The sequence below is a fragment of the Agrococcus sp. SGAir0287 genome (assembly GCF_005484985.1).
GTDB lineage: Bacteria > Actinomycetota > Actinomycetes > Actinomycetales > Microbacteriaceae > Agrococcus.
The window spans coordinates 146,225-157,820 of record NZ_CP027942.1; the positions used below are offsets into that span (position 1 = coordinate 146,225).

The 11,596-nt window shown below is 71.5% G+C and carries 9 protein-coding genes; 6 read left to right on the forward strand and 3 right to left on the reverse strand.

The window, feature by feature from the left end; all coding sequences use genetic code 11:
* Position 1: 1 nt before the first annotated feature.
* The 4 genes from C1N71_RS00715 to C1N71_RS00730 are packed head-to-tail and all read left to right on the forward strand — an operon-like array spanning position 2 to position 5,069.
* Positions 2–1,690 (forward strand): thiamine pyrophosphate-binding protein, encoded by a 1,689-nt coding sequence (locus C1N71_RS00715; protein ID WP_137754653.1) that lies wholly within the window; start codon positions 2–4, stop codon positions 1,688–1,690.
* Positions 1,691–1,723: 33 nt separating this feature from the next.
* The gene (locus C1N71_RS00720) at positions 1,724–2,926 is read left to right on the forward strand and encodes a CaiB/BaiF CoA transferase family protein (protein ID WP_137754654.1); all 1,203 of its coding nucleotides are present in this window, start codon (positions 1,724–1,726) and stop codon (positions 2,924–2,926) included.
* Positions 2,927–2,949: 23 nt separating this feature from the next.
* Positions 2,950–3,642: a GntR family transcriptional regulator gene (locus C1N71_RS00725; protein ID WP_217496015.1), complete on the forward strand. Its 693-nt coding sequence runs from the start codon at positions 2,950–2,952 to the stop codon at positions 3,640–3,642.
* Complete coding sequence (locus C1N71_RS00730; RefSeq protein WP_137754656.1) at positions 3,639–5,069, forward strand: xylulokinase; 1,431 nt, start codon at positions 3,639–3,641, stop codon at positions 5,067–5,069. The genes C1N71_RS00725 and C1N71_RS00730 overlap by 4 nt, the downstream gene beginning before the upstream one ends.
* Positions 5,070–5,087: 18 nt before the next feature.
* Here C1N71_RS00730 and nhaA read toward each other — a convergent pair whose 3' ends face one another.
* Positions 5,088–6,341, reverse strand: a complete 1,254-nt coding sequence (nhaA, locus tag C1N71_RS00735; RefSeq protein ID WP_137754657.1) for a Na+/H+ antiporter NhaA — start codon at positions 6,339–6,341, stop codon at positions 5,088–5,090.
* A gap of 213 nt (positions 6,342–6,554) precedes the next feature.
* On the opposite strand from nhaA, the gene C1N71_RS00740 reads away from it, so the two are divergent.
* Together C1N71_RS00740 and C1N71_RS00745 are read left to right on the forward strand one after the other, a co-directional pair.
* The gene (locus tag C1N71_RS00740) at positions 6,555–8,507 is read left to right on the forward strand and encodes a BCCT family transporter (protein ID WP_137754658.1); all 1,953 of its coding nucleotides are present in this window, start codon (positions 6,555–6,557) and stop codon (positions 8,505–8,507) included.
* A 111-nt stretch (positions 8,508–8,618) separates the two neighbouring features.
* The gene (locus C1N71_RS00745; protein ID WP_137754659.1) at positions 8,619–8,930 is read left to right on the forward strand and encodes a hypothetical protein; all 312 of its coding nucleotides are present in this window, start codon (positions 8,619–8,621) and stop codon (positions 8,928–8,930) included.
* 668 nt (positions 8,931–9,598) lie between these two features.
* Here C1N71_RS00745 and C1N71_RS15190 read toward each other — a convergent pair.
* Together C1N71_RS15190 and C1N71_RS15195 are read right to left on the reverse strand one after the other, a co-directional pair.
* On the reverse strand, positions 9,599–10,432 hold the full coding sequence (locus C1N71_RS15190) for a carbohydrate ABC transporter permease (RefSeq protein ID WP_137754660.1): 834 nt from the start codon (positions 10,430–10,432) through the stop codon (positions 9,599–9,601).
* Positions 10,429–11,595, reverse strand: coding sequence for a carbohydrate ABC transporter permease (locus C1N71_RS15195; RefSeq protein WP_137754661.1), 1,167 nt, complete (start codon positions 11,593–11,595; stop codon positions 10,429–10,431). Before C1N71_RS15195 ends, C1N71_RS15190 begins: the two co-directional genes overlap by 4 nt.
* Position 11,596: the final 1 nt, after the last annotated feature.

Below are 11,596 nucleotides of genomic sequence, written 5' to 3' on the forward strand. Positions count from 1 at the left end.
GATGACGAATCAGATCACGGGCGGGAAGCTCGTCGTGCAGATGCTCGAGTCGCTGGGCATCGAGAAGGTGTTCGGCGTGGTCGGCGGGCAGACGCTCGCGATCACCGACGCCATCATCGACAGCCCGAGCATCGAGATGGTGCACACGCGCCACGAGAACGCGGCGGCGGTGATGGCGGACGCCTACGGCCGCCTGACCGGTCGACCTGCGGTCGCGATCGCGACCACGGGACCCGGTGCGACGAACCTGCTGACGGGCGTCGGTGGCGCTTTCCGCGACTCCAGCCCCGCGTTCATCATCACCTGCAACAACAATGGCGAGAACATCCACAAGGACGACGCGCAGAACGCCGACCACGTCGAGATCTTCAAGCCGTTCACGAAGTGGTCGCGGCTCGTGGCGCATCAGACGAGCATCACCCAGGCGATGGCCGAGGCGTACGTGAACGCGATGACGGGCAACCCCGGTCCCGTCCATCTCGACTTCGCACGCGACACGATCGAGCAGACGTTCGATGCTCCGGAGGTGCCGACGACGCATCCGCTGCGTTCGTGGGTCGCCTCGCGACCCGTCGCCGCTCCGGATCGCATCGCGGAGGTCGCCGCACGGGTCCTCGCCGCCCAGCGGCCCGTCATCTGGGTCGGCAACGGCGCCAACCGCGCGCAGGCGTCTCAGGATGTGCTCGCGCTCGCGGAGGCGCTCGCGATCCCCGTCATCACGACGTTCAACGGCATGGGCGCCGTGCCGACGACGCACCCGCTCGTGTTCGGCGCCCTGAGCCGGATGGGCACGAACCTCTCGACCCGCGTCATCGGCGACGCTGATCTCGTGCTCGCACTCGGCAACAGCCTGAACGCCGTGTCCACGACGCGGTGGCGGCGGCAGCTGCCGGAGGTGGTGCAGGTCGACGTGGACCCGGCCATGATCGGGCGCTACTACGCCGAGGTCACCACCGGCGTCGTCGGCGACCTCGCCGCCTTCGCTCGGGATCTCGTCGCCGCGACCGCGGACGAGGCGGCATCGGCTCGCGCGGCGCGCGAGTCGTGGATCGACGAGCTGCAGCAGGCCGAGCGCGACTGGTGGGCCATGTCCGAGGACCTCGCGCCCGCGAACCCGGGCGCGGTGTCGCCTGCCGTCGTCGTCCGCGCGCTGCGCGAGGTGACGCCGACCGACGCCGTCCTCATCCCGGATGCGGGCAACCCAGGCGTGTGGTCGTACCTGTGGGAGATGTCGAAGCCATACCGCTACATCAAGCCCGTCGGCTTCGGCAACATGGGCTTCGCCTTGCCCGCCGCCATCGCGTCCGTCGTCGACGACGCATCGCGTCCGGTGCTGGCGCTCATCGGCGACGGTTCCCTCGGCATGAGCCTCGGCGAGCTCGAGACGCTCGCGCGCGCCGGCGGTCCCGTCGTCGTCGTCGTGCTCAACGACTCGTCGTACGGGAACATCCGCCAGGAGCAGGTGCTGCACTTCGACGGCCGCACGATCGGGGTCGACTTCCTCGACGTGGACTTCGCGCAGGTCGCGCGTGGGATGGGATTGGATGCCGTGCGGGTCACGGACGTCGAGGCGCTCGTCGTCGCCGTGCGAGACGGCTTCGCGTCCGGCCGGCCGACGCTCGTCGACGTCGTGCTCGACCGTGCAGCCGACGCGTGGACCTATCCGGCCTTCATGCCGCACGACAGCTGACCGGACCAGGCGAGAGACGAAGGAGTGCGTTCGATGGAGACCGCAGGAGAGGCTACGGGCCCGCTCGAGGGTGTCAAGGTGCTCGATCTGTCGAGGTTCATCGCGGGGCCGCTGTGCGCGCAGATCCTGGGGGACTTCGGGGCCGAGGTCGTCAAGGTCGAGCGCCCGACCGGCGAGGACTCGCGCCACCACGGGCCCTACTGGCAGGGCGAGAGCATCTACATGTTCCTGTACCACCGCAACAAGCACGCGGCATCCCTCGACACGAGGCACCCGGAGGCGCTCGGCATCCTCGAGGACCTCGTGCGCTGGGCGGACGTCGTCATCGAGAACTATCGCCCCGGCACGATGGAGGCGATGGGGCTGGGCTACGAGCGGATGCGAGCCCTGAACGAGGACGTCATCCTCGTGTCGATCTCGGGATTCGGGCAGACGGGGCCCGACTCGCGTCGCGCGCTGTTCGACGCCATCTCGCAGGCGTCGTCCGGACTCATGAGCGTCACCGGCGAGCCTGACGGCAAGCCGACGCTGTCGGGGACGTACATCGCGGACTACACGACGGGCTACCAGGGCGCCATCGGCGCGATGGCGGCTCTCGCGCATCGCGAGCGCACGGGCGAGGGGCAGCTGGTGGACGTCGCCTCGTACGACACCATGTTCTCCGCGCTCGGGACGCGGCTGATCGCCGAGCTCATGCTCGGTCTCGAGCTGCCGAGATCCGGCTCGCGGGACCTGCTGACCGCGCCCGTCAACGTGTACGAGGCGGCCGACGGGCCGATCTACATCCAGGCCGGGACGGCGTCGCTGTTCCCGCGACTGTGCGCGGTCATGGGACGGCAGGATCTCGCGGACGACGAGCGGTTCCGCACCGTCGAGGGCCGGCTGGCCCAGCAGGAGCACCTCGAGAGCGTCATCCAGTCGTGGGCCGGTACGCGCACGTGCGCCGAGATCGCGACGGCGCTCGACCACGCCGGCGTGCCCTACGCGAAGGTCGCGTCGATCGCCGAGGTCGCCGCATCGCCGCAGATCGCGGCGCGCGGCATGATCGTCGAGGCCGAGCATCCCGAGCTCGGCACGATCAGGATGCCGGCGAATCCCATTCACATGGAGAAGTCGCCGCCGACCATCCGCAAGGCGCCGCCGCGCGTGGGCGAGGACAACGACCACGTCTACCGTGGCATCCTCGGGATGTCGGCCGACGACGTCGAGCGGCTGCGAGCGGAGGGCGCGATCTGATGCACCGAGCGCCGAGGTACTCGGTGATCCACGCGGACATCGTCGAGCAGATCAGCTCGGGTGCGCTCGGGCCCGGCACGCGGCTGCCGAGCGAGCAGGACCTTGCGAAGCGATACGGGGTCAGCCGCATGACCGTGCGGCAGGCGCTCGATCTGCTCGCATCGGAGGAGGTCATCGTGCGCAAGCACGGCTCCGGCACCTTCGTCCGCGAGCACTCGCGCCAAGGTCGGCACCTCGATCGCCTGCGGTCGTTCGCCGCTGAGCTCGCGGACGCCGACGTGGTGGTCGACGCCGAGATCGTCCGGTTCGAGCTCGTCGAGGCGCCGGACGACGTCGCCGAGGCGCTCGCGCTCGAGCCCGGCGACCCCGTGCACCGGCTGACACGGGTGCGTCGCGTCGACGGCATTCCCGCGGCGCTGCAGGACGCGTGGGTCCCGTCGTACGTGGCACCGAGTCTCTCCCGCGAGCCGTTGGTGGACGGTTCGCTCTACCGCACGCTCGCCGAGCGGCACGGCGTGCGCCTGCGATGGGCGGATCAGTCGATGACGGCCGAGCTGCTCGGCGAGGCGGAGGCCGCGCTGCTTCGCGTCGAGCCCGGGGGTGCGGTGCTGCGCGGCATGCGCACGACCTACTCCGACGCCGACGAGCCCGTGGAGTTCACGCACGGGTGGACGCTGCCGAGCTTCCCGCTGCTGCTGCGGATCGACGCGGAGTGAGCGGACTCGATCGCGCCGTCGTCGCCGTCGACGTCGGCACCTCGGCGGTCCGCGCCGCGCTCGTCTCCTCGGGGGAAGGAGTGCTGCGCTCGGTGCGGGTCGCTCGCGCCGACGACGTCGGCGGCGCCACCTACGACCCCGATGCGCTGCAATCCGACGTCGAGCGCGCCATCGCGGCACTCGAGGTCGACGCGCGCCCCGCGGCGTTGGCGATCGCAGCGCACATCGGCGCGGTCGCCGTCGACGAGGCGCTGCGCCCCGTCGTGCCCGCCGGCTCCTGGTCGGACGCGCGCGGCGTCGAGGCGTTGCTGCGACTCGACGATGTCGCGCGCGGGGAGCTCCTCTCGCGCGCGGGCCGCCCCACCGTCGTCGGCGGCGGGCTGGCCCTGGCCGCGAGCCTCGTCGACGACGGTTGCGACGGTGCGGTCGCGACCGTGCTCGGTCCGAAGGACCTCCTCGTCGCGAGGCTCTCGGGGCACGTCGGCATGGACCTCGTCGACGCGGCCTACACGCTCGCCCTCGACGTCGCACATCGTGCCTGGTCCCCCGCCTCGCTCGAGGCCGCACGCGTGCCGCGGGCCTGGATGCCAGCGCTCGCGCCGCCCCATGCGGTCGTCGCATCCCTCTCTGCGCACGCCGCGGTGCGATGCAGGCTCGCCGAGGGCACGCCCATCGTGTCGGGCAGCCCCGACGGCTCTGCCGGCATCGGGATCCTGCTGGGCGCGCGCTCGGATGCGATCGTCGACGTCGCGGGCACGACCGACGTGCTCGGACGCGTCATCGGAGCCATCCCCGAGGCGCCGCCTGGAGCGGTGCTGAACCCCGCGCTGGTCGCCGATCGCTGGGTCGCAGGAGGCGCGACGGGGATGACCGGCGGCGCGGTCGCGCGCTGGCGCGCGCTGGTCGGCGCCGTGGACGAGGCGGCGCTCCGTGCAGTGCCTCCGGGGGCCGGAGGGCTCCATGTGGTGCCCGGCATGTCCGGTACGCGATTTCCGCGGTGGCGGTCGGACGACGCGGGCGCGGTCGTCGGTCAGCGCCCGGAGCACGGCGCGGCCGAGGTGCTGCGCGCCGCGCAGGAGGGCGCGGCGCACGTCGTGCGGGAAGGCGTCGACCTGCTCGACCCTCAGAGGTCGCTGCCGGTGATCCTCGCTGGCGGCTCCACGCGTTCGGAGCACGTCGTGCGGATGCGTGCAGCGCTCCTCGGCAGACGAGTGCTCGTGGCCGCCGATCCTGACGTCACCCTCGCGGGCGCCGCAGGGTTGGCGCTGGTCGGAGCGGGCCTCGTGGCCGACCTGGACGAGGCCCGCGAGCGTCTCGGCATCGCACTGCGCGTCGTCGAGCCCGACTCCGGCGAGGTGGATGCCTACGACCGCATCCATCGGTCGTGGATCGACGTGCGAGACGCGATCGCGCAGGCCGCCCGGTAGCGACGGGCGGCCGCGCGGTCAGTGCGCGTCGCCGGCCTCCTTCGAGCCGATGAGCGGCCACGGCCGGTCGGGCACGCCGTCCTCGTTCATGTCGCGCTTCCGTGCCTTCGCCGCATCCCACCGCAGCTCGGCGGCGGCGAGCACGGCGCTCACGCCCGAGGCGACGAGGATCGCGAGCTTCGCGGCGTCCGTGCGCCCGTCGTCGGCGAACGACAGCTCGGAGATGAGCAGCGAGACCGTGAAGCCGATCGCCGTCAGCAGCGCGATCGGACGCAGGTCGCGGATGCCGATGCCGTCGGGCAGACGCAGCGGCGTCACCGTCGTGACGATCGTGGTGACCCCGAGCACGCCGACGAGCTTGCCGAGGATGAGGCCGGCGACGATCGCCACGGCGACGGGCTGGCCGAGCACGGCGAAGACGTCGCCCTCGATCGAGACGCCTGCGGCGAAGAAGGCGAAGATCGGCAGCGCGATCGCCGTCGACACCGGTCGCACGAGGTGCTCGTAGCGCAGGGTTCGCGGCTCGCGCTCGCCGTGGATGCGCGAGGCCGGCACCATCGCGCCGAGCGCGACGCCCGCCACCGTGGCGTGCACGCCGGACTCGTGCGTGAGCCACCACGCCACCGCGGCGACGGGCAGCAGCAGCCACCAGTGCGCCCAGGCCATGCGCACGAGCACGCCGAACGCCGCGACGGCCAGCAGCGCGAGGACGAGCGTGACGACGTCGATCGCCGCGGTGTAGAACACGGCGATGACCGTGATGGCCAGCAGGTCGTCGACGACGGCGAGCGTGAGCAGGAAGGTGCGCAGCGGCACGGGCAGCCCGCGCCCGAACACGGCGAGGATCGCGAGGGCGAACGCGATGTCGGTCGCGGTCGGGATCGCCCAGCCGGGCAGCGCGGCCTCGTCGCCGGCCACGAGCACGACGACGGTGAAGATGACGGCGGGCACGGCCATGCCGCCGATCGCGGCGAGGACGGGCACGGCCGCCTCGCGCAGGCGCCGCAGGCTGCCGGCGACGATCTCGTGCTTCAGCTCGACGCCGACGACGAAGAAGAAGATCGCGAGCAGTCCGTCGGCCGCCCAGGTCGAGAGGGACAGGTCGAGATGCAGCGCGGTCGGCCCCGCGACGGTCTCGGAGAGCCCCTGGTAGCCGTCGCGCCACGGCGAGTTCGCCCAGACGAGCGCGGCGGCCGCAGCGATGAGGAGGAGGATGCCGCTCGTCGTCTCCTGGCGGAGGGAGGAGGTCACGGCGTGCAGGCGCGTGCGCATGTGGTGTCCTTCGGTCGACGTCCGCCACGACACGCGTCGCGGCGAGCCGACCAGGCTTCCCGGCGCACCGCGACGAATCCTACCGGAGCGTCCTCGATCCCCTCCGACCAGGCGGCGATGCGCCTGCCATGGATACCGTGGAGGGTCCCCGACGCACGCCCGCGACGATGGTCGCGTCGCGTCGCCCTCGACACCGCAGGAGGAACTCGCCGCATGGCCGAGCATCAGGTCTCGCAGCTCGCTCGCGACTGGTCGCCGAAGGAGGTGTGGGCGCAGCTGAAGAAGCCGGTCTTCATCCCGGCCGTCATCCTCATCGCGGGCCTCACGATCTTCGCGATCGTCTACGCGGGCACGGGCGGCGACGCCTTCACGGTGCTCAACACGGCCATCACGAACGGCGTGGGCTGGTGGTACATCCTCGCCGCGACGGGCTTCGTGCTGTTCGCGCTCTACGTCGGCCTGTCGCGCATCGGCAGCATCCGGCTCGGCCGCGACGACGAGGAGCCCGAGTTCTCGACCGTCTCGTGGTTCACGATGCTCTTCTCGGCCGGCATGGGCATCGGGCTCGTCTTCTACTCGGTCGCCGAGCCGCTGTCGCACATGACGACGCCGCCCGAGAACGCGGGCGTCGAGCCGGGCACGGATGCCGCCGGTCGCCTCGCGATGGACCTCACGCTCTACCACTGGGGACTCCACGCCTGGGCGATCTACGTCGTGGTCGGCCTCGGCCTCGCGTACATGACGTTCCGGCGCGGTCGGCCGCTGTCGATCCGCTGGCTGCTCGAGCCGATGCTCGGTCGCCAGCGCGTCGAGGGCTGGATGGGTCACACGATCGACGTCGTGGCGATCGTCGGCACGATGTTCGGCGTCGCGACGTCGCTCGGACTCGGCGTGCAGCAGATCATGGCCGGGTTCGAGTTCCTCGGATGGTTCCAGGCGAATGCGCAGCTCTCGATCGCCCTCATCGCCGGCGTCTCCGCCCTCGCCGCGTTCTCGGTGGTCTCGGGCCTCGACAGGGGCCTCAAGTGGCTGTCGAACATCAACATGTCGCTCGCGGCGCTGCTCGCGGTCTTCGTGCTGCTGCTGGGTCCGACGCTCGTCATCCTGCAGTCGATGGTCGCGAACACCGGCTCGTACATCGCGGCGTTGCCGAGCCTCTCGCTCGAGACGTGGCCCCTCGCGAACGACGGCTGGGCCGGCGGATGGACGATCTTCTACTGGGGCTGGTGGATGAGCTGGGCTCCGTTCGTGGGCATGTTCATCGCGCGCATCTCGCGCGGCCGCACCATCCGTCAGTTCGTGTTCGGCGTGCTCCTCGCGCCCACGATCATCGGCATCCTCTGGTTCTCGATCTTCGGCGACTCCGCGATCCTGCGGCAGCTCGAGGTCGGCGACCTGCTCGTCGACGGCGCGGTCGACACGAACACGTCGCTCTTCCACCTGCTCGCGACGCTCCCCTTCGCCGAGGCGACGAGCGTGCTCGCGATCCTCATCATCGTGTTCTTCTTCGTGACCTCGGCCGACTCGGGCGCGCTCGTCGTCGACATCCTCGCCACGGGCGGCGCCACCACGACGCCCCGCCTCACGCGCCTGCTGTGGGTCGCGATCATGGCGACGACGGCCGGCGTGCTGCTCGTCGTCGGCGGGTCGGAGGCGCTCACTGCGCTGCAGACGGCCTCGATCGCGACGGCGGTGCCGTTCTCGATCATCATGGTGCTCGCATGCGTCGCGCTGCTGAAGGCGTTCCACTTCGAGGTCGCCGCGACGCCGCGGTACGTCCGCGCTCGCGTCGCGTCGGCCTCCGAGCTGTCGCCGGAGGCGCTCGCCGAGGCCGCGGCCGCCGCGGGCACCGAGCGGCGCGGCCTCTTCCGCCGTCGGCGCGAGGTGTCGTCGACGTTCGCGGGGCTCACGGCGCCGAGCGCGCCGATCGCGGGCGCCGGCGACGGGGAGGGCGTGCTCGTCGCGCTGCACCCCGTCCCGTCGGCGGCCGTCGACGTCGACGCCGACGGCGTCGCGCAGCTGGTCGAGGAGCGTCTCGCGCAGGATCCGATCGCCGACGAGGTCTTCGACACCCCGGAGTTCCAGGCCTCGCAGGCCGCGGTCGACCACGAGGCGTCGGAGGCGGCGTCGGACGACGGCTCGTCGGCGACCCGGCCGGGGGCGTAGCGCTCCTGAGCCACTAGCGGATCGACTCCGCGCTGTCGATGCCCTGTGAGCGCTCGGACTCGATGGGAGAAGGTCGGACCCGGCGCGAGGCGCGCCGGGAGGAGGGTCGTCATGCCGCAGGACGGGATCCACGAGCAGGCTTCGAGCACCGAGCAGGCTTCGAGCACCGAGCGCGACGACTTCGAGGCCGAGGTGCCCTCGGAGCCGCCGTCGCCGCACTCCGACGATGACTGGCCCGAAGGCGACCTCGACGACGACGGGCGCGGCGACGACGCGCCGGTGACGACCGACGATCCCGTGCACCCCGCGATGGGCGAGCGGTTCGCCGACGCGCACGCCGACCGGCCATGGCTGCTGCCGAGCATCGCCGCGGCCGCGGCGCTCGCGATCGTCGCGTTCGTGGTGCTGACGCGTCGCGCCTGACGCGTCGCGCGCCGGAGTCCCGGTCGCTGCGGTGAGGGGTCGTGGGCGGGCTCGCTTCGAGGCTCGCTGCGCTCGCACCTCACCGAGCGGTTGCGGGGGCGCGCTCGTCGGGCGGGCTCGCTTCGAGGCTCGCTGCGCTCGCACCTCACCGAGCGGTTGCGGGGGCGCGCTCGTCGGGTGGGCTCGCTTCGGGGCTCGCTGCGCTCGCACCTCGCCGAGCGGTTGTGGGGGCGCGCTCGTCGGGTGGGCTCGCTTCGGGGCTCGCTGCGCTCGCACCTCACCGCGTGGTTGCGGGGGCGCGCTCGTCGGGTGGGCTCGCTTCGGGGCTCGTTGCGCTCGCTCCTCGCCGAGCGGTTGTGGGGGCGCGCTCGTCGGGTGGGCTCGCTTCGGGGCTCGCTGCGCTCGCACCTCACCGCGTGGTTGCGGGGGCGCGCTCGTCGGGTGGGCTCGCTTCGAGGCTCGTTGCGCTCGCACCTCACCGAGCGGTTGCGGGGGGCGCGCGTCGGGTGGGCTCGCTTCGAGGCTCGCTGCGCTCGCACCTCACCGAGCGGTTGTGGGGGCGCGCGTCGGGTGGGCTCGCTTCGAGGCTCGCTGCGCTCGCACCTCACCGGGCGGTTGCGGGGGCGCGCTCGCAGCGAGCCTCGAAGGGGTCGCGCGTCGGCGAGCGCTCAGCCCTTCTCCGCACCCTCCGTCGTCGACATGATGCGCCGCTGGAAGATGAAGAACACGATCGCGACGGGGATCGTCATGAGCACGGCGGCGGCGAGCTTCAGGGGGAACTGGCTGCCGGAGCCGAGCTGTCCGGACACGAGCGACGCGACGCCCGTCGTCAGCGTGTTCAGCTCGGGGCTCTGCCTCGAGATGACGAAGTGCGCGAACTCGTTCCACGATCCCTGGAACGACAGGATCGTGAGCGTGATGAGCGCCGGCGCCGCCATCGGCAGCGTCACCGACCAGAAGGTGCGGAACACGCCGGCGCCGTCGATGCGCGCCGCCTCCTCGATCGAGGCCGGGATCGAGTCGAAGAACTGCTTCATGATGAAGATGCCGGCGGCGTCGACGATGAGCGGGATGATCATGCCGCCGTAGGTGTCGTAGAGGCCGAGCTCCTTCAGCACGAGGAAGCGCGGCACCATGAGCACGACCGACGGCACGGCCATGACGGCGATGAAGCCCGCGAAGACGACGCTGCGCCCCCGGAATCGCAGTCGCGAGAGCGCGTAGCCGGCGAGCGAGCAGAAGAAGACTCGCCCGAGGGTGACGCACAGCGTGACGATGACGGAGTTCACGCCCCACAGGCCGATGTCGGTGCCCGTGAAGAGCCGTTCGTACGCAGTGAACGTCGGCGTCTGCGGGATGAGCGACAGCGGCTCCGCCACCGCCTCCTGATCGGTCTTGAACGACGACGCGACCGAGATCAGGAAGGGATAGAGGTAGGCGACGGCCAGCAGGATGAGCACGACGTAGCCAGCGACGAGCCCTGCGGTGAATCGCTGCCTCATGCGCCCGTCCCCTTCTGGGTCGAGCCCGCCTGGAGGCGGGCGGTGCCCTGCGCGACGCCGCCGTCGGCGTCGGTGATCGTGCGGCGGCCGCGTCGCCGCAGCGGCCGCCAGGGCTCGTCGCGCTCGCTGAGCACGAGCCGCTGCAGCAGCGAGAACACGATGATGATGAGGAAGAGCACGAAGGCGATCGCGGCGGCGATGCCCGGCTCGTTCTCGCTGAACGCCTGGTCGTACGCCATGTACGCGGGGCTCGTGAGCGTGGCTGCCGCGGGCGTGCCGCGCGTCAGGTACACCTGGTCGAAGACCTGCCAGGTGCCGATGAGGCCGAGCGTCAGCACCGTGAAGAGCACGGGTCGCAGCATCGGCAGCGTGACCTGGAAGAACGACTGGCGGGCGTTCGCCCCGTCCATGATCGCCGCCTCCCCGACCTCGCCGCTGATCGACTGCAGGCCGGCGAGGAAGAGCAGCATGAACGTGCCGGAGGTCGTGAAGACCGCGAGGGCGATGAGCACGCACTGGGCCACCGACGGGCCCGCGATCCACTCCCACGCGCTCACCCCGAGGAAGCCGGGATCGCCCCATCCGGCGGGCTGTCCGATGCCGACTGCGCCGAGCGCGAGGTGCACGACGCCGTTCGGGTCGGCCATCCAGTTCGGTCCGTCGATCTGCAGCCAGGCGAGCACCGCGTTGACGGCGCCGGACGCCTGGAAGAGGAAGAGGAAGACGCCCGTGATCGCGATCGACGACGTGACCGACGGGAAGTAGAAGGCGGTGCGGAAGAAGCCCTTCGCCTTCAGCAGCCGCCGGTTGACCTGCACCGCGAGGAACAGCGCGAGCGCCGTCTGCAACGGCACGACGAGCAGGACGTAGAAGAGGTTGTTGCGCAGCGCGCGACCGAAGAGGTCGCGCGTGAGGCGGTCGTCGGTCGTGATCGCCGCGTAGTTGTCGAGCCCGACGACGTCGACGCGGTCGTTGAACAGCGGCGAGTTGCGGCCGTTCCAGTCGGTGAACGACACCCACAGCGCGAGCAGGATGGGCGCGACGAGGAAGACGCCGACGACGACGATCGCCGGGGAGACGAACAGCCACCCCGCTCGGGTCTCGCCGCCGCGCGTGCTCCCGCGGCGACGCACCCGCGTCGTCGCGGGAGCACGCTCGGCCATG